This is a genomic window from Streptomyces sp. NPDC102514, assembly GCF_055584525.1.
In genome coordinates this window covers 110,795-129,634 of record NZ_JBVJLW010000011.1, presented here as the reverse complement: position 1 = coordinate 129,634, position 18,840 = coordinate 110,795, and the positions used below count along the sequence as shown (strand labels likewise).

The 18,840-nt window shown below is 72.8% G+C and carries 8 protein-coding genes; 3 read left to right on the top strand and 5 right to left on the bottom strand.

Features of this window, described 5'->3' with window-relative positions; genetic code table 11:
* Positions 1-12: 12 nt before the first annotated feature.
* The 3 genes from ACZ60E_RS26615 to ACZ60E_RS26605 form a co-directional block, all read right to left on the bottom strand.
* Positions 13-576 carry an FcoT family thioesterase gene (locus ACZ60E_RS26615; RefSeq protein WP_384814176.1) on the bottom strand — a complete coding sequence of 188 codons (564 nt, stop codon included), beginning with the start codon at positions 574-576 and terminating at the stop codon, positions 13-15.
* The gene (locus ACZ60E_RS26610; protein WP_469443662.1) at positions 573-11,147 is read right to left on the bottom strand and encodes an SDR family NAD(P)-dependent oxidoreductase; all 10,575 of its coding nucleotides are present in this window, start codon (positions 11,145-11,147) and stop codon (positions 573-575) included. Before ACZ60E_RS26610 ends, ACZ60E_RS26615 begins: the two co-directional genes overlap by 4 nt.
* Positions 11,148-11,208: 61 nt before the next feature.
* Entirely contained in the window at positions 11,209-12,807 is a 1,599-nt protein-coding gene (locus tag ACZ60E_RS26605; protein WP_469443661.1) for an AMP-binding protein, read from the bottom strand.
* A 222-nt stretch (positions 12,808-13,029) separates the two neighbouring features.
* On the opposite strand from ACZ60E_RS26605, the gene ACZ60E_RS26600 reads away from it, so the two are divergent.
* Positions 13,030-13,971 carry an ACP S-malonyltransferase gene (locus ACZ60E_RS26600; protein ID WP_469443659.1) on the top strand — a complete coding sequence of 314 codons (942 nt, stop codon included), beginning with the start codon at positions 13,030-13,032 and terminating at the stop codon, positions 13,969-13,971.
* Between the two features lie 18 nt (positions 13,972-13,989).
* On the opposite strand, the gene ACZ60E_RS26595 is transcribed toward ACZ60E_RS26600, so the two are convergent.
* Positions 13,990-14,226 carry an acyl carrier protein gene (locus ACZ60E_RS26595; RefSeq protein ID WP_384814185.1) on the bottom strand — a complete coding sequence of 79 codons (237 nt, stop codon included), beginning with the start codon at positions 14,224-14,226 and terminating at the stop codon, positions 13,990-13,992.
* Positions 14,227-14,341: 115 nt separating this feature from the next.
* Between ACZ60E_RS26595 and ACZ60E_RS26590 the strand changes: the two genes are divergently transcribed.
* Positions 14,342-15,856 carry an AMP-binding protein gene (locus ACZ60E_RS26590; RefSeq protein WP_469443657.1) on the top strand — a complete coding sequence of 505 codons (1,515 nt, stop codon included), beginning with the start codon at positions 14,342-14,344 and terminating at the stop codon, positions 15,854-15,856.
* Between the two features lie 92 nt (positions 15,857-15,948).
* Positions 15,949-17,508 (top strand): MFS transporter, encoded by a 1,560-nt coding sequence (locus tag ACZ60E_RS26585; protein WP_469443655.1) that lies wholly within the window; start codon positions 15,949-15,951, stop codon positions 17,506-17,508.
* An 87-nt stretch (positions 17,509-17,595) separates the two neighbouring features.
* Here ACZ60E_RS26585 and ACZ60E_RS26580 read toward each other — a convergent pair whose 3' ends face one another.
* Positions 17,596-18,834 carry a cytochrome P450 gene (locus ACZ60E_RS26580; protein ID WP_384814192.1) on the bottom strand — a complete coding sequence of 413 codons (1,239 nt, stop codon included), beginning with the start codon at positions 18,832-18,834 and terminating at the stop codon, positions 17,596-17,598.
* Positions 18,835-18,840: the final 6 nt, after the last annotated feature.

Here is an 18,840-nt window from a genome sequence, read left to right as displayed (position 1 = left end):
AGCCGGGCCGGTTCACTTCTCGGGCGGATTGGTGATGGCGGCGCCGATCTCGCCGTGGCTCTCGCCGCCCTGCTCGTCCCAGTAGTGGCACCGGGTCCGCAGCATCACCAGGGCGTCGCGCAGATCGTTGCCGTCCCAGTCGGCGATGTCGGCGATCTCGATGCGGCCGCGGAAGTGCCGGCCGCTCATGGCGCTGCGGAAGCTGCTCCTGAAGTCGGTGATGAAGATGTCCCCGAGCTGGCGGGTCCAGAACTCCTCGATCGTCCAGCGGGAGAACGGTTCGATCAGCGACTCCTTCACCGCCTTGGCGACGAGGTAGTAGGCCATCTGGTTGAAGCAGATGTTGAACTCGACCGAGTTGAAGTGCCCGGTGTCGTCGATGTAGCAGGACTCGGGGATCAGGAAGGAGCAGTCGGCGCTGAGCCGGGCGCCGTCCTCGGCGGTGTCCTTGAGGACGACCGTGGCCGAGGTGAGGTACTCGCACCGCTTGGCCCGGTAGGGGGTCAGTACGCGGTGCAGCAGTTCCTCGTCCGTGGGGTAGACGCGCTGTTCGGTGGCGTCGAGCAACTGGGTCATGTCGGATCTCCTGATCGTCGTGCGGTGAGGAGCAGCTCGGCCAGGCTCATCTTCTGGATCGCCGCGGTGCGGTCCGGGGCGTCCTCGGCGGGCTCCTGTGCTGTCTCCGGTGCCGGGTCCGGTTCGCCGAGCGCCAGTTCCGCGAGCAGGTGGCGCGTGAGGACGAGCGCGGTCGGGTGGTCGAAGACGAGGGTGGCGGGCAGCCGTTCCCCGACGGCCTCGCCGAGGGCGTTGCGGAACCGCACGGCGGCCAGGGAGTCGAAGCCCATGTCGCGGAACGACCGTTCCGCGTCGACCTCGTCGGCGTCCGCGAAGCCCAGGGTGGCGGCGGCCTGGGTACGGACGATGTCGAGCAGTGTCTGTTCGCGGCGGGCCGGCGACAGGGTGGCCAGTCGGTCGCGCAGGCTCTCGGCGGGCTCGGGGGCGGCGGTGGCCTCGACGACCCGCCGGGCCGGGCCACGCACCAGGTCCCGCATCAGGTACGGCAGGTCGGAACGGCGCTGTCCGGTCAGGTCGAGCCGGACGGGGGCCAGGAACGCCCGGTCGAGGCGTCCGGCGGCGTCCAGCAGCGCCAGGCCCTCGTGGGAGGCGATGGGCAGGACACCGTCGCGCTGCATGCCGGCCACGTCGGTCTCGTCCAGGGTTCCGGTCATGCCGCTGGCCTCCTCCCACAGTCCCCAGGCCAGTGACTGCGCGGGCAGGCCCCGTGCGCGCCGCAGGGCGGCGAGGCCGTCGAGGAAGGAGTTGGCGGCGGCGTAGTTGCCCTGGCCGGCGCCGCCGGTCACGCCCGCCGCGGACGAGAAGAGCACGAAGGCCGAGAGTTCCTGACCTGCGGTGAGTTCGTGCAGGTTGAGTGCCGCGTCGACCTTGGGGCGCATCACCGCGGCCATCTTCTCCGGTGTCAGGGAGGAGATGATCCCGTCGTCGAGGACGCCCGCGGTGTGCACGACTCCCGCGAGGATACGGCCGGCGAGTACGGCGGCCAGGGCGTCCCGGTCGGCGGCGTCGCAGGCGGCCACCTCCACGCGGGCGCCCAGCTCGGTGAGTTCGGCGGCCAGTTCGGCGGCGCCGGGTGCGTCGGGGCCGCGGCGGCTGGTGAGCAGCAGTTCGGTGACGCCGTGGGAGGTGACGAGGTGGCGGGCGACCAGGCTGCCCAGGGTGCCGGTGCCGCCGGTGACGAGCACGGCTCCGGGCCGGTCGCCGAAGGCCGTCGAGGGGGTTTCGGCACCGGTCCGGCCGGCGGTGACGCGGGTCAGGCGCGGGCGGTGGAGGGTGCCCGAGCGCATCGCGATCTGCGCCTCGCCGGTGGCCACCAGCGGGCCGGGGTCGACGGAGGCGTGGCCGGTGTCGCCCGGGTCCAGGTCGATCAGCACGACGCGTCCCGGGTTCTCCGTCTGGGCGCTGCGGACCAGGCCCCAGACCGCGGCGCCGGCGAGGTCGGTGACGTCCTCGCCGTCGACCGACACGGCGCCCCGTGTGACGACCGACAGCACGGCGTCGTCGCGGTCCTCCGCGAGCCAGGACCGGAGGATGTCCAGCACCGAGGCGGTCTCCGCGTGGACGGCTTCCGCGGTCGTGCCGCCCACGCAGCGGTGCACGACCGTCGCGGACGCGGTCCCGCCCGGTTCGACGGGGGTCCAGGTGAGTTCGAACAGCGAGTCGTGGGACACGTCCGTGCGGACGAGTCCGCCGGCGGACACCGGACGCAGGACGAGCGACTCGACCCGGGCCACGGGTCGGCCCGTGGTGTCGGTCAGGCGCAGCGCGAACTCGTCCTCGCCCAGGCGGGTCATCCGCAGCCGCAGTGCGGCCGCGCCTGCGGCGTACAGGTCGACCCCCGTCCACAGGAACGGGAGCGTGATGCGCCCGTCGTCGGCGGCGAGCAGCGCGGTGGCGTGCAGGGCCGCGTCGAGCACGGCCGGGTGCAGCCCGTACCGGACGGCCTCGGTGGCGGTCCGCTCGGGCAGCTCGACGTCCGCGAACACCTCGTCGCCGGACCGCCAGGCGCCGCGCAGGCCCTGGAAGGCGGGCCCGTACAGCAGGCCGTCGTCGGAGGCCGGGTCGTAGAAACCTGTGAGGTCGACGGGTTCGGCGCCCGGCGGCGGCCAGGACGTGGCCTCGGGGTCCGGTTCGGGGCTGGCCTCGGCGAGCGTGCCCTGGGCGTGCCGGGTCCAGGCGCCGTCGGCGGGGGCGTCCTCGGACCGTGAGTGGACCGAGACGGTGCGCAGGTCGACGACGACCTGGATCGCCACGCCGCCGCGCTCCGGCAGGACAAGGGGGGCCTCCAGCATCAGTTCGTCCACGCGTCCGCGGCCGACCTCGTCACCGGCGCGTACGGCCAGTTCCACGAAGCCGGAGCCGGGGAACAGGACCGTGCCGCCGACGGCGTGGTCCGCAAGCCACGGCTGGCCGGCGAGCGACAGGCGGCCGGTGAGGAGCACTCCCCCGGCCCCGGCGATGCGTACCGCGGCGCCCAGCAGCGGGTGGTCGGCGGAGGCCTGCCCGTTGGCCTGCGGATCGGCGGTCTCCTCGGACATGTGCAGCCAGTAGGACTTGCGCTGGAACGGGTAGGTGGGCAGGTCCACGCGCCGGGCGCCGGTTCCGGCGAACGGGGTCTCCCAGTCGACGCCGGCGCCCCGCACGTACACCTCGGCCAGTGAGGTGAGGAACTTCTGCGGGGTGCCGGACTTGCGGCGCAGCGTGCCGACGAGGGTGACGGCCGCGCCGGCCGACTCGGCGGTCTCGCCGAGGCCGGTCAGCAGGCCGGGGTGCGGGCTCGACTCGACGAAGATCTCGAAGCCGTCGGCCAGCAGGGCCCGGGTCGTCTCCTCGAAGCGCACGGGCCGGCGCAGGTTGGTGTACCAGTACTCGGCGTCGAGGCCCGCGGTGTCCAGGGTTGCGGCGGTGACGGTGGAGTAGAACGGGACGGACGAGGTCCGCGGCGTCAGACCGGTCAGTTCGGTGAGGAGCCGCTCGCGGATCTCCTCCACGAACTCCGAGTGGGAGGCGTAGTCCACGGGGATGCGGCGGGCCTGGACGCCGTCGGCGTCCAGGCGGGCCCGCAGTTCGTCGAGGGCCTGCGGGTCGCCGCAGACGACGACGGAGCCGGGACCGTTGACGACGGCGAGCTGCAGCCGGCCGTCCCAGTCGGCCAGGTGCTCCGTCGCGCGGTCGGACGACAGGGCGACGGACATCATGCCGCCCCGGCCCGCCAGGTCCTGGCGGATGACGCGGCTGCGCAGGGCGACGACGCGTGCGCCGTCCTCCAGCGACAGGGCGCCCGCGACGCAGGCGGCCGCGATCTCGCCCTGGGAGTGGCCGACGACGGCGGCAGGTTCCACGCCGGCGGCGCGCCATGCCTCGGCCAGTGACACCATCACCGCCCAGAGCACGGGCTGGACGACGTCGACGTCGTCCAGGCCCGGCGCGCCGGGCGCGCCGTTCAGCACGTCGAGCAGGTCCCACTCGACGTACGGCTCCAGGGCCTTGGCGCATTCGCCGACACGGGTGGCGAAGGCCGGGGAGTACGACAGCAGGTCGACGCCCATGCCCTGCCACTGCGAGCCCTGGCCGGGGAAGACGAACACGGGGCGCGGGTCGCCGCGTTGCACGCCCTGGACGACGGAGGCGGACGGCTTCCCGGCCGCGAGGGCGTCGAGTCCGGCGAGCAGAGCGGCCCGGTCGGTGTCCACGACCACGGCCCGGTGTTCCAGGGCGGCGCGGCCCCGGGCGAGCGAGGCGGCGACGTCGAGTTCGTCGAGGTCCTCGTGGTCGCGCAGGTGGGCGGCGATCCGCGCCGCCTGGTCGCGCAGTGCCTCGGCGGACGCCCCCGACACCGTGAGCGGGACGGCCGGGGGCCGTTCGCCGCGCGGTTCCTGCGGGCCGGGAGGCGGCGCCTCCTCGATGACCACGTGGGCGTTGGTGCCGCTGACACCGAACGAGGACACGGCGGCGCGACGCGGCCGGCCGTGTGCCGGCCACTGCCTGGCCTCGTCGAGCAGTTCGACGGCGCCCTCGGTCCAGTCGATGTGCGGGGAGGGCGTGTCGGCGTGCAGGGTGCGGGGCAGCACGCCGTTGCGTATCGCCATCACCATCTTGACGATGCCGGCGACTCCGGCGGCGGCCTGGGTGTGCCCGACGTTGGACTTGATCGACCCGAGCCACAGCGGTTCGCCGCCCGCGCGTTCCTGTCCGTACGTGGCCATCAGCGCCTGGGCCTCGATGGGGTCACCGAGGGTGGTGCCGGTGCCGTGGCCCTCGACCGCGTCGATGTCGGCGAGGGTGAGGCCGGCGGAGGCCACGGCCTGCCGGATGACGCGCTGCTGGGCCGGGCCGTTGGGCGCGGACAGGCCGTTGGACGCGCCGTCCTGGTTGATCGCGGAGCCGCGGACCACCGCGAGCACCGGGTGTCCGGCGCGGCGCGCGTCCGACAGGCGTTCCAGCAGGAGCAGTCCCGCGCCCTCGCCCCAGCCGGTGCCGTCGGCGCCGGCGCCGTACGCCTTGCAGCGGCCGTCGGGGGCCAAGCCGCTCTGCAGGCTCATCCCGACGAACGTCTCGGGGGTGGCCATCACGGTGACGCCGCCCGCCAGGGCCATCGTGCACTCGCCCTGTCGCAGCGCCTGCATGGCCCAGTGCATGGCGACCAGGGAGGAGGAGCACGCGGTGTCGATGGTGACGGCCGGGCCGTGCAGGCCGAGGGTGTAGGCGATGCGGCCGGAGGCGATGCTGCCGAGGCCGCCGCCGGCGGTGAAGCCCGCGAGGTCCTCGGGAACGGAGCCCGAGCGGTTCGACCAGTCGTGGTACATGACCCCGGCGAACACGCCCGTGGAGCTGCCCTTCAGGGAGTGGGGGTCCAGCCCGCCGTTCTCGACGGCCTCCCAGGCGACCTCCAGCAGCAGCCGGTGCTGGGGGTCCATCGCCTGCGCCTCCTTCGGGCTGATGCCGAAGAACGCGGGGTCGAACTCGGCGGCGTCGTACAGGAAGCCGCCCTCCCGGGTGTAGGTGGTGCCGTGCTTGCCGGGCTCCGGGTCGTAGATCTGCTCGGTGTTCCAGTCGCGGTCCTCGGGGAAGGCGCTGATCGCGTCGGTGCCGTCGGCCACCAGCTGCCAGAGCTGCTCGGGGGTGGTCACCCCGCCGGGGTAGCGGCAGGCCATCGCCACGATCGCGATGGGTTCGTCCGCGGCCACCCGCACGGTGGCCGGCGCCGGGGCGGCGGCGGGGGCCGCGCCGGCCACCTTGTCGAGTACGTGCTCGGTCAGGGCGCGCGGCGTGGGGTGGTCGAAGATCAGCGTGGAGGTGAGGCGCAGTCCGGTGGCCGTGCCGAGGGCGTTGCGCAGTTCGACGGCGGCCAGGGAGTCGAAGCCGAGGTCGGTGAAGGCACGGCGGGGGTCGATCGCGCCGCCGCTCTCGTGGCCGAGGACGCCCGCGATCTGCGCCCGGACCAGGTCGGAGACGATGCGTTCGCGTTCGGCGTCCGTCTTCCCGGCCAGCCGGTCGGCGAGCGCCCCGGAGGATCCGGCCGCGCCCGCGGTGGCGGCGTGCCTGCGGACGGGCCCGCGGACCAGGCCGCGCAGCATCGGCGGGATGCCGTCGGGGCGGGCGCGCAGCGCGGGGGCCTCGACGCGCAGGGGCACCAGGGCCGGTACGCCGGCGGTGAGGGCCCGGTCGAGGAGGGCGAGGTTCTCCTCGGCGTCCAGGGCGGGCAGTCCGGAGCGTTCGGCACGGCGGAGGGTGACCTCGTCCAGGTGGGCTCCCATGCCCGCGTCGCCCGCCCACAGGTTCCAGGCCAGGGAGGTCGCCGGCAGGCCGCTTGCGGCCCGGTGCTCGGCCAGTGCGTCGAGGAAGGCGTTGGCGGCGGCGTAGTTGCCCTGTCCGGGTGAGCCCACGGTGCCGGCCGCGGACGAGAACAGGACGAACGCGGCGAGCGGGCGGTCGCGGGTCAGTTCGTGCAGGTGCCAGGCGCCGTCGGCCTTGCCGTGGAAGACGGTGCGGACCTGTTCGGGCGTGAGCGATCCGGCCAGTCCGTCGTCGACGACGCCGGCGCAGTGGACGATCCCCGTCAGCGGATGCCGGTCGGGGACCGTCGCCAGCAGGGCGGCCAGGGCTTCGCGGTCGGCGACGTCGCAGGCGGCGACGGTCGCCTCGGCGCCCAGCGCGGCCAGTTCGGCGGTCAGTTCGGCCGCGCCGGGGCCGTCCGGTCCGCGGCGCCCGGTGAGCAGGAGGTGCCTGACGCCGTGGCGGCGTACGAGGTGACGGGCGACGAGGCCGCCCAGTCCTCCGGTGCCGCCGGTGATGAGTACCGTGCCCTCCGGATCCCAGGCGACGGGCCGCGGGTCGTCCGGCACGGGTGTCCGGGTCAGTCGTGGCACGTACGTCTGCCCGTCGCGCAGGGCCAGTTGCGGCTCTCCGCAGGACAGCGCGGTCCGCACCTGCGGTTCGGGCACGTCGTGGTCCGCGCCGATGAGCACGAACCGGCCGGGATTCTCGGCCTGGGCGGACCGCACCAACGCCTGGACGGGGGCGAGTGTCAGGTCGCCGGGGGCGTCGCGCGTGACGATCGCCAGCCGGGTGTCGTCGCGCAGCGCGTCCTGGACGAGCCCCAGGGCGTGCAGTGTCGCTTCCTGCGCCGCCTCGGCGGGGGAACCGGCGAAGGTGTCGGGGACGAATGCCAGGTGGAACTCCGCGGCGGCCGTGTCCGGTTCGGCCGGGGCCTTGATGCCGGTCCATTCGACGTGCAGCAGCGAGCCGTCCCGCGCCCCGGCCGGCCGTACGCCGTCCAGCGGTACGGGTCGCTGGACGAGCGATGTGACGGTGGCGACGGGTGCGCCGGTGCTGTCGGCGAGTTCCACGGACATCTGGTCCGGAGCCGTCAGGACCGCGTGGACGCGCAGGTCCGTGGCGCCGGCGGCGTGCAGTTCGACGCCCCGCCAGGCGAACGGCAGGTGCACCTGGCCGTCGTCCTGCGGTCCCTCGACAGCGTGCAGGGTGGCGTCCAGCAGGGCGGGGTGCAGCCCGAACCGGTCGGCGCCCGCGTCGTCGAGGGAGACCTCGGCGAAGAACTCCTCGCCGCGCCGCCAGGCTGCCCGCACGCGCCGGAACGCCGGCCCGTAGCCGTATCCCTGGGCGGCCTGGCGGTCGTAGAGACCTTCGACGTCGATCGGTTCGGCGTCGGCCGGCGGCCACTGCGTGAACACCGCCGGGTCGCCCTGCGCACCCTGGCCGTGCTCGGCGAGCACTCCGCTGGCGTGGCGCGTCCAGGTGTCGTCGCTGCGTGCGGGACGCGAGTGGATCTCGACGCTGCGTCGGCCCGTCGGGTCGGCGGCGCCGACGACGGCCTGGATCTCCGCGCCGGCGTCCGAGGTCAGTGACAGCGGCGCCTCAAGGGTCAGTTCCTCGACGACGCCGCTGCCCGCCTCGTCGCCGGCCCGGACGGCCAGTTCGACGAGCGCCGTGCCGGGTACGAGGACGACGCCGGCGATGACGTGGTCGGCGAGCCACGGCTGTGCCCGGGTGGACAGCCGGCCCGTGAGGACCAGCGAGTCGGTGCCCGCCAGAGCGACGGCGGTGTCCAGCAGTGGATGTCCGATGGTGCCAGGGCCGCTCCCGGCGTCCAGCCAGTAGCGCTTGCGCTGGAACGCGTAGGTGGGCAGGGCGATCCGCCGGGCGCCCCGGCCGGCGAAGAAGCGGTGCCAGTCGACGGTGGCGCCGCCCGCGTGCGCCAGGCCCAGCGCGGTGACGGTCTGGCGCTCCTCGTCGTGTCCTTCGCGCAGCAGCGCGGCGAACGCGGCGGGCGTGCCGTCGTCGGTGAGGCAGTCGCGTCCCATCGCCGACAGGACGGCGTCGGGGCCCAGTTCCAGGTACGTGGTGGCGCCGTGGGACTCCAGCCAGCGCATGCCGTCGGCGAACCGGACCGGTTCCCGTACGTGCCGCACCCAGTAGTCCGCGTCGAACGCGTCGACCGGCTCCCCGGTCAGGTTGGACACGACGGGGATGCGCGGCGCCGCGTAGGCCAGGGTTTCGGCGACTCGGCGGAAGCCGTCGAGCATGGGGTCCATCAGCGGCGAGTGGAACGCGTGCGAGACGCGCAGCCGCCGGGTCTTGCGTCCCTGCTCCGCGAAGCGTGCCGCGACGGCCAGGACCGCGTCCTCCTCGCCGGAGAGCACGAGGGCGGACGGACCGTTGACGGCGGCGAGGGCCACCCCGCCGGTCAGGTACGGGGCGACCTCCGCCTCGTCCGCCTGGACGGCGATCATCGCGCCGCCGCCGGGCAGTTCGTCCATCAGGGTGCCGCGCGCGCCGACCAGCAGCGCCGCGTCGGCGAGGGTCATGACGCCGCCGACGTGTGCGGCGGCGATCTCACCGATGGAGTGTCCGGCGAGCAGGCCGGGCGTGACGCCCCAGGACTCCAGCAGCCGGAACAGGGCCACCTCGACGGCGAAGAGCGCGGCCTGTGCGTACCGGGTCCGGTTCAGCAGGGCGGCCTGCCGCGAGCCGGGCTCGGCGAAGAGCACGTCGCCCAGGGGCTCTTCGAGGTACAGGTCGAGGTGGTCGGCGGCCTCCTGCAGCGCCTGCGCGAACGCCGGGAAGGCGCGCGCCAGTTCGCGGCCCATGCCGGGGCGCTGGCTGCCCTGGCCGGTGAACAGGAACGCGGTCCGGCCGGTGGCGGCCGTCGTACCGGTGACCAGTCCGGGCGCGGTGGTGCCCTCGGCGAGGGCGGTCAGGGCGCGGCGCAGTTCGTCGCGGTCGGCGGCGACGACCGTGGCGCGCTCGCGCAGGGCGGCGCGGGTGGTGGCGGCCGAGTACGCGAGGTCCGGCACGGACGTCTGGCCGACGCTCTCGAGGAGCCGTGCGGCCTGGCCGCGCAGCGCGTTCTCGCTCTGGGCCGACAGGACGACCGGCACGGGGCGGGCGTCCGCGGGCGGTACCGCGAAGGCGGCGTTCGCGCCGTCGACGGCGGGTGGTTCCTCGATGATGACGTGGGCGTTGGTGCCGCTCGCGCCGAACGAGGAGACACCGGCGCGGCGCGGCAGGTCCGCGGCCGGCCAGGGGACGGGCTCGGTGAGCAGCCGGACGGTGCCCTGCGACCAGTCGACGTGGGTGGTCGGCTCGTCGACGTGCAGGGTGCGCGGCAGTGTGCCGTGGTGCATCGACTGGACCATCTTGATGATGCCCGCGGCGCCGGCCGCGGCGCCGGTGTGCCCGATGTTGGACTTCACCGAGCCCAGCCACAGGGGGTTCTCCGACGTGCGTCCGCGACCGTAGGCGGCGACCAGGGCCTGGCCCTCGATGGGGTCGCCGAGCGTGGTGCCGGTGCCGTGGGCCTCGACCGCGCCGACTTCTTCGGGGGTGAGGCCCGCGTCGGCGAGCGCGTTGCGGATGACCCGCTGCTGGGCCAGCCCGTTGGGTGCGGTAAGGCTGGCGCTGGCGCCGTCCTGGTTGATGGCGGTGCCGCGGACCACGGCCAGTACCCGGTGTCCGTCGCGCAGCGCGTCCGACAGCCGGGCCAGGACGAACACGCCCGCGCCCTCGGCGAAGCAGGTGCCGTCCGCCGCCGCGGCGAACGCCTTGATCCGTCCGTCCGGTGCCAGGCCGCGCTGGCGGCTGAACGTGGTGAACGTGCCGGGGCTGGAGATCACGGTGACGCCGCCCGCCAGCGCCAGTCCGCACTCGCCGTTCTGCAGCGACCGCACCGCGAGGTGCAGGGCGGTGAGCGAGCCGGAGCAGGCGGTGTCGACGGTGAGTGTGGGCCCTTCGAAGCCGAGCGTGTAGGCGACGCGGCCGGACACGACGCTGGGCAGGTTGCCGCCCATGACGTAGCCGTCGAGGCCGTCGGCGGCCTCGTGCGTGCGGGGCCCGTACTCGTGCGGCTCCACGCCGATGAAGACGCCCGACGCGGTGCCGCGCAGGCGGCCGGGGTCGATGCCCGCGCGTTCGAGGGCCTCCCAGGAGGTCTCCAGCAGCAGCCGCTGCTGGGGATCCATGGCGAGCGCCTCTTTGGGGTGGATGTTGAAGAAGTCCGCGTCGAAGTCGGCGGCGTCCGGCAGGAATCCGCCGCGCCGTACGTAGCTGGTGCCGGCCACGGACGCGTCGGGGTCGTAGAGGCGGTCGAGGTCCCAGCCCCGGTCGTCGGGGAAGTCGGTGAGCACATGGGTGCCGTCGGTGAGGATCCGCCACAGGTCCTCGGGCGAGTTGACCCCGCCCGGGTAGCGGCAGCCGATACCGACGATGGCGATCGGCTCGTCGGACACCGTGGCCGCGGCGGGCGCCGTCGGGGCGACGGCGTCCTGCGGCTCGGCGGTGCCGTCGACCACGTTCGCCAGGTGGTCGGCCAGGGCTGCCGGCGTCGGGTGGTCGAAGCAGACGGTGACGGGCAGTTCCACGCCCAGTTCGGCGGTGAGCCGCCGGTGCAGCTGGACCAGGCTCAGGGAGTCCAGGCCGCCGGTCAGGAACGGGTGGTCGGCCGCGATGCCGGTGGGTCCGTCCCCGTGGGCACCGGGGTCGACGGCCCGCAGCACGGCGTCGGCCTGAGCCAGCACCAGCTCCAGCATCGCGGCTCTTGACTGCTCGATCATGTGCATACTCCGCAACGAAGAAGAGGCGTGGAGGCCGAAGGTGTGGAGGCCGAAGGTGTGGTCAGGACGCCGCAAGCGCGGTCAGGGCCGCGCGATCGACCTTGCCGTTGACCGTCAGCGGGAACTCGTCCACCACATGGAGCAGGTGCGGGACCATGTAGCCGGGCAGGGCCGAGCGGCAGAAGGCGATGACCTCCTTGACCGCCGGCGTGGGGCGGTCGGGATCGCTGGTGACGAACGCGTGCAGCACCGGGTCGTCGTCCACGCGCGGCAGGATCATCGCGACCGCGCCGGTTATCCCCTCGAACCCGCCGATGCGGCGCTCGACCTCGCCCAGTTCGACGCGGTTGCCGCGGATCTGTACCTGGGAGTCGGCGCGGCCGTGGAAGTACAGCTCACCGTCGGCCCCCATGGAGGCCAGGTCGCCGGTCCTGAAGACGAGTTGTCCCGACTCGGGGTGGAGCGGGTCGGGGACGAGGACGGCCCGGGTCGCCTCGGCGTCGTTCCAGTAGCCGGAGAAGAGCGACGGGGTGCGCAGATAGATCTCGCCGAGCACTCCGGGCCCGTCCACGAGTGAGCCGTCGGGCCCGATGAGTGTCATCTCCGTGCCCGCGACCCCGTAGCCGATCGACAGGCGCTCGGTTTCGGGCGGCAGCGGGTTCGGCACGTCGGTGATGGACGAGGCCATCGTCTCGGTGGCTCCGTAGCCGTTGGTGAAGTGGACCTTGGGCAGCAGGTCCTGCAGCTGTCGCAGCTCGTCCAGCGGGAAGGCCTCCCCCGAGAACAGGATGCGGCGCAGGGTGCCCTCCTGGCCTAGTTCGGCCAGCAGTTCGGACTCGTGCCGCAGTACCGACCGCCAGGCCGAGGGCACGCCGTCGACCTGTGTCACCCCTGTCATGCGCAGGTACGACAGGAAGCGGCGGGGCCAGTTGAGCCGGTCGCGCGGCACGGGCACCAGCGCGGCTCCGTGGCTGAGGGAGAACCCGATGTCGAACAGCGCGAAGTCGAACTGCAGCGGAGAGGTGCCCGCCACCCGGTCCTCGGCCGTGATCAGCTCCGCGGCCTGCGCGCCGCGCAGGAACGAGACGACCCCGCGGTGGCTCATGACGACGCCCTTGGGCCGGCCCGTCGTTCCCGAGGTGAAGGTGATGTACGCGGTGTCGAGCGGTGTCACCGCGCGGCGGCGGCGGACCCGTGGTGTCGGCGGTCGCTCGACCGTGAGGCCGCCTGGGCCGAACCGGGCGGTGCCGACCGATTCGGGGATTCCGGTGCGCCGTCCGCTCTCGGCCTGGAGGTAGAGCGCGGGCGCGGCGCTGTCGATGACGCTCAGGAGGCGCTCGTCCGGCACCTCGGGGCTGGCCGGGACGAACGGCAGGCCCAGGGTGGCGCAGGCCAGGAGGGCCGCGACGGCGTCGGCGTCGGTGTCGGACTCCAGGACGACGCGGTCGCCGACGTCGAGGCCGAGGGCGTCGAGAGCGTCGACCAGGCGGTCGGTGCGCCGTTCCAGCTCCCGGTAGGTGACCGTCTCCAGGTCACCGTCCGCGGTCGTCCGGACGACGGCCGGCCGGTCGGGTGCCGTGCGGGCGGCAGCCAGCAGATATGTCCGCAGGTTGTCCACCGATGCGTGCGCCCGGGCAGGACGCGCTCCATTCGGGCTCATGCGCCACCCTTCCGATTTCCGGCGTACTCAGCCAATGCAAGGCCGTTTCTAACAGGGTCCTTTTACGCGGCACAAGAACCCCTGGCCGATCAACGGCGTCCTAGGGGGCTTTAGGGGTTATGCCGGTACCAGGGGCCCACAAGACTTACCGGAAACAGTAAGATCGAACCGTTTGACTTCAGGAACCCACGCCGTGTGCGTGACGAAAGGGATAACGAGAATATGTCGGCGATCGTCTTTCCCGGAATCGGCCCGACACGGTTCGCCGATTCGGCGCGGTTCCTGGTGGCCCATCCGGTGGCCCGGCGGTTCGTCGCCGAGGCCGACCGGGTGCTGGGCCACTCCCTGGTCGACCGGTACCGGGAAGCCGAGGCCCGGGGCGACCAGGGGGCGTTCCCGGAGCCGGCCCGCCTCGCCTTCCTCGTCTCGTGTCTGGCACTGGCCCGGAGCGCGGTCGCCGAGCACGGGGTGGAGCCGGTCGCGTGCACCGGCGCCAGCTTCGGCGGGACGGCGGCGGCGGTGCAGTCCGGAGCGCTGCCGTTCTCCGAGGCCGTGACGATGACCGCCGAGTGGGGCCGTCGGGTGGAGGCGTACTTCACCCGTGAGCACCGCGACGTCGTCACCCAGTCGTTCGCCCGCGTCCCCGCCGACCGGCTCGCCGAGATCCGCGCCGAACTGGACGCGCGCGGCGAGTGGAACGAGGTGGCCTGCCACGTCGACCACGACTTCCACCTGCTGTCGGTGCGCGAGGACTCGCTGGAGTGGCTGCAGAAACGACTGCGGGCGGCCGGCGGCCTGCCGCTGTACGTCATGCGGCCTCCCATGCACTCGGCGCTGTTCGGCGCCCTGCGCCAGGAGATCGCGGCCGAGGTCGTCGCGGACGTGGAGTTCTCCGATCCCGAGACGGTCGTCGTGTCCGATCACGACGGATCGCTGGTGCGCACGGCCGCGGGGGTGCGCGACCTGCTGCTGGACGCGACGACCCGTACGGTGCGGTGGCCCGCCGTCGTCGACACCCTCAAGGGGCTCGGTGTGGAGCGGGTGCACGTCGCCGGGCAGGACGCCCTGTGGAGCCGCGTGGACGTCATGACCGAGGCGTTCGAGGTGGTGGCGCTGCGGCCGGACACGGCTATGCGACCGCGCCGGCGCAGCACGATCGCATAGCGGCGGACGGCGTGCGGGTCAGCGCATGGCCGCCAGGGTCTTCCAGAGAGTCTCGGGCGTCGCGAAGTTGTCGATGTGCAGAGCGTCGTCGACGAAACGGACGTCGTATTCGGACTCCAGCGAGGAAAGCATGGAAACCATCGCCATGGAATCCAGGCCATGGTCACGCAGACTCAGGTCTGCAGTGATTTCGTCCCCCGATTCGATGAGCGGGAGGTTTTTGCGGAGAATCCGCTCGAAAGACTCGTCCCACATGCGTTCTCCCATTTTTCCGGCGTTCACCAAGTAGACGGCTTCGCCGACAACCTAAACGTAATACCTCGCGGATCGGCACCCCTACCCACCCCTTTGTCTACTCGGAGGAAGGAAAATGATCGATACCCCCGCCCCCGGCCACGGACTGCACGAACGGTTCCTGCGCGGCCTCGAACTGTCACCCACCCGGACCGCGGTCCGGGTGGACGGCGACGACCTGTCGTACGAGGCCGTGCACGAACTGGCGCTGCGCCGGGCGGGCGCGCTGACGGCCATGGCCCCGCAGGGACCGCACAACGTCGCCGTGCTGGCGGACAAGAGCGCGACAGCGTATGTCGGGATCATGGCGGCGCTGTACGCGGGCGCCACCGTGGTGCCGCTCAATCCGCGGTTCCCGGCCGAGCGCACCCGCCGCATGCTCACCGCGGCCGGCGTCTCGACGGTCGTCGCCGACCCGGTGGGCCGGGCCGCGCTCGCGGACACCGGACTGGACCTGTCCGTCCTGGACGAGTCCGCGTCCGCGACCCCGCTCGACGCGCCGGTGACCGTGCGGCCGTCCGATGTCGCCTACGTCCTGTTCACCTCGGGTTCGACGGGTCGCCCCAAGGGTGTGCCGATCACGCACGCGGCCAACGACCACTACTTCACGCTGCTCGACGAGCGCTACGACTTCGGCCCCGACGACGTGTTCTGTCAGAACGTCGGCCTCAACTTCGACTGCGCGATGTTCGAGATGTTCTGTGCCTGGGGCCGCGGCGCCGCGGTGCACGCCGTGCCGCCGGCCGCCCACCGGGACCTGCCGGCGTTCTTCGCCGAGCGCCGGATGACCGTCTGGTTCTCCACCCCGAGCGGCATCTCGTTCATCAAGAAGATGGGCGGTCTGACCTCAGGGTCGATGCCGACGCTGCGGTGGAGTTTCTTCGCGGGCGAGGCGCTGCTGTGCGAGGACGCCGCCGCCTGGCAGGCCGCCGCACCCCGATCGAAGATCGAGAACCTGTACGGGCCGACCGAGCTGACCGTCACCATCACCGGGCACCGGTGGTCACCGGACACCTCGCCCGACCTGGCGGTGAACGGTGTCGTCCCGATCGGACAGGTGCACCCCGGCCACGACCACCTGCTGCTCGACGAGGGCGCCGAGGCGGCGAAGGAAGGTGAACTGTGCATCACCGGGCCGCAGATGACGCCCGGTTACCTGGACGCGGAGGACGACCGGGGCCGGTTCCTGGAGCGGGACGGCCGCCGCTGGTACCGGACGGGCGACCGCGTGCGGCGCCTGGACGACGGCGAGCTGGTCTACCTCGGACGCATGGACGCCCAGGTGCAGATCGCGGGATTCCGCGTCGAGCTCGCCGAGATCGACCACGTCGTCCGGAGCTGCGAGGGGGTCGAGAACGCGGCCACCGTGACCCGGCCGGCATCGGAGGGCGGGCTGGAACTCGTCCTCTACTACACCGGCGAGCGCGTCCCGCCGGCGACGCTGCGCCGCACGCTGTCCGCGCAACTGCCCGAGGCCATGGTGCCCAAGGTGTTCCGGCACGTGCCCGAGTTCCCGCTGAACTCCAACCGCAAGGTGGACCGTGCGCAGCTCGCCCGCGAGGCGGCCGCAGCGTCGGACGGCCGTCCCTGACACGGGGCCCCGCGGGGCCCCGGTGTCGGCAGGGACGCGCGTCAGCTCCCGGGCCGACTCGTCATGACTGATACAGATCTGGAGTCGAGCCCGTGAGTCACGACCGAGCGAGCGCCAGGGAATGGGTCGGCCTGGCCGTCCTCGTGGTCCCTGTCCTTCTGATGTCGATGGACATGACCGTGCTGTACTTCGCGCTGCCCTTCCTCAGCGCGTCGCTGGAACCCAGCGCCACCCAGCAGCTGTGGATCGTGGACATCTACGCGTTCATGCTGGCGGGGCTGCTCCTCACCATGGGCACCGTCGGCGACCGCATCGGGCGCCGGCTGCTGCTGATGCTGGGCGCGTTGGTGTTCGGTGTCTCGTCCCTCGCCGCGGCCTACGCGGGCAGCGCCGAGCTGCTCATCGTCGCGCGCGCCGTCCTCGGGATCTCCGGAGCCGTGCTCGCGCCGTCCACCCTCGCGCTGATCCGCAACATGTTCCACGATCCCGGCCAGCGCCGTACCGCCATCGCTCTGTGGACGGCCGGGCTGTCCGGCGGCGCCGCACTGGGCCCGATCGTGTCGGGGCTCATGCTGGAGCACTTCTGGTGGGGTTCCGTGTTCCTCATCAACATCCCGGTCACGGTGCTGATCCTGGTGCTGGGCCCGCTGCTGCTGCCCGAGTACCGGGCGCCGAAGCCCGGCCGCTTCGATCTCCTCGGTGCCGTGCTGTCCCTGGCCGCCGTGCTCCCCGTCGTCTACGGCATCAAGGAAGTCGCCGCCGACGGCCTCACCCTGCAGAACGGGGCCTGCATGGCGGTCGGGCTCGGCCTGGGTGTGCTGTTCGTCCTGCGGCAGCGGTCGACCGAGAGCCCGCTGATCGACCTGGGCATGTTCCGCGACCGCGGGTTCAGCACGTCCGTCGGCGTGAACCTGGTGGCCATGTTCGCGCTGGTCGGCTTCCTGCTGTTCGCCACCCAGTGGGTGCAGCTGGTGTACGGGCTGAGTCCGCTGGAGGCCGGTCTGTGGACGATGCCCGCGCCGCTCGCGGTGGTGGTGACCACCTCGGTGGCCGCCGTGCTGGCCAGGACGATCCGTCCCGGCTACATCATCGCCGTCGGGCTGGTCGTCGCGGCGGTGGGATTCGCCGTCATGACGCAGCTGCGCACCGATTCGCCCCTGGCGCTCGCGGTGATCGGCTCGTCGGTGGTGTCGGCAGGGGTGGGTCTGGCGATGCCCATGACCGCGGACCTCATCGTTTCCGCGGCTCCGCCGGAACGCGTGGGCTCGGCGGCCGCGCTGCCGGAGACCAGCAACCAGCTCGGCGGGGCGCTGGGCGTCGCGATCCTGGGCAGTATCGGCGCCGCCGTCTACACCCGTGAGGTCACCGACGCGACGTCCGCTCTCCCGCCCGAGGCCGCCGAGGCCGCGGAGGGTTCGCTCGGCGGCGCCGCGGAGGTGGCCCAGCACCTGTCCACGGGGGCGGGCCGGTCCCTCATGGACTCGGCCGGGGAGGCGTTCACCGACGGCATGAACATCGCCGCCGTGGCGGGTGGCGTCGTGATGCTGGCAGGTGCAGTCGGGGCCGCGCTGCTCATGCGTCGCGTCAAGGCTCCCGGCGCGGAGACCGGCACCGACCGGCCGAGGACCGAGCCCGTTCCCACGTCCGACTGACGGCCGCCCCCCTGCACGACGGAGTCCCCGCGCGACGATCGCGCGGGGACTCTGCCGTGCAGGGGTTCTGCGGGTGTGTCGAGCCGGTCAGCGGCCGAGGTTCAGGGGGAGCGTGGCGTAGCTGGTCAGGCCCATGACGCCACGGCGCTCGGGTTCGGAGGCCAGCTCGATCTTCGGGAAGGCGTCGAGCAGCGCCGGGAAGAGCGCGGCGGCCTCCATCTTGGCGAGCGTGCCGCCGAAGCAGTAGTGGGCGCCGGCGCTGAGGCTCAGGTGCGGGCCGTCGTCACGGGTCAGGATCAGACGGTGCGGGTCGGGGAACCGGAGCGGGTCACGGTTGGCGGCGGCGAGCAGGGCCAGGACGAGGACGCCCTCGGGGATCTCGGTGCCGCCGACGGTGACCGGCTGGGTGGTGAACCGGCTCGACGCGGTGTTGTGGGTGCTGTAGCGCAGCAGTTCCTCCACGGCCGAGGACGTGATGGTCCTGTCCTCGCGCCAGCGGGTCAGCTCGTCGGGGTGGTCCAGAAGCCCGGCCATCCCGGCCGCGATCAGGTTGGTGGTGGCCGAGAAGCCGGCGGTGAACAGGAACAGGATGAGCGCTATCAGCTCGTCCTCGTCGAGGCGGCCGTCGTCGGACTCCTTCACGAGCCCGGTCAGCAGGTCCTCGCGCGGGTTGGTGCGGCGTGCCTCGATCTCCCCGCGGAAGTACGCGGACAGCTCGTCGGCGGCGGTGTCGGCGGTCGCCAGTACCTCCTCCGGGAACATGCCGGCGAAGACCTGCGACCAGTCGTCGGCCAGCGCCCACAGGCGCTCACCGTCCTCGAAGGGCATGCCGAGCATCTCGCAGATGACCGCCACCGGGAACGGCGTGGCCAGGTGCTCGACGAGATCGACGGCCTCGCCGCCGGCCGCCCGCTCGGCGAGGCCGTCGATGAGGTTGCGGGTGAGCCGCTCGACGGCGGGCTGCATCGTCTGGATCCTCTTGGGGGTGAAGACGCGGCTCGCCAGCACCCGAACCCGGCCGTGGTCGGGCTGGTTGAGGGTGACCATCGACTTCAGATAGAGGCGCAGTGAGGAGTGGTCGGCCCAGTCCGGGCGCATCTGGCCGGCGATCCGGGCGCCGCTGTGCACGTCGGGCCGTTTCAGGAACTCGGTGATCTCGGCGTGGCCGGTCAGTGCCCACACGCCGAGGGCCGTGCTGTTGTGGACCCGGTTCACCGACTGGAGCGTCTCGTAGAAGGGGAACGGGTCAATGGGGTGGGGCGGCATGATGAGCCCCATCAGGGCCTCTTCGGCCTGCTGGTGCCTGTCGGTGGCTTCGGTGGTCATGAGGTG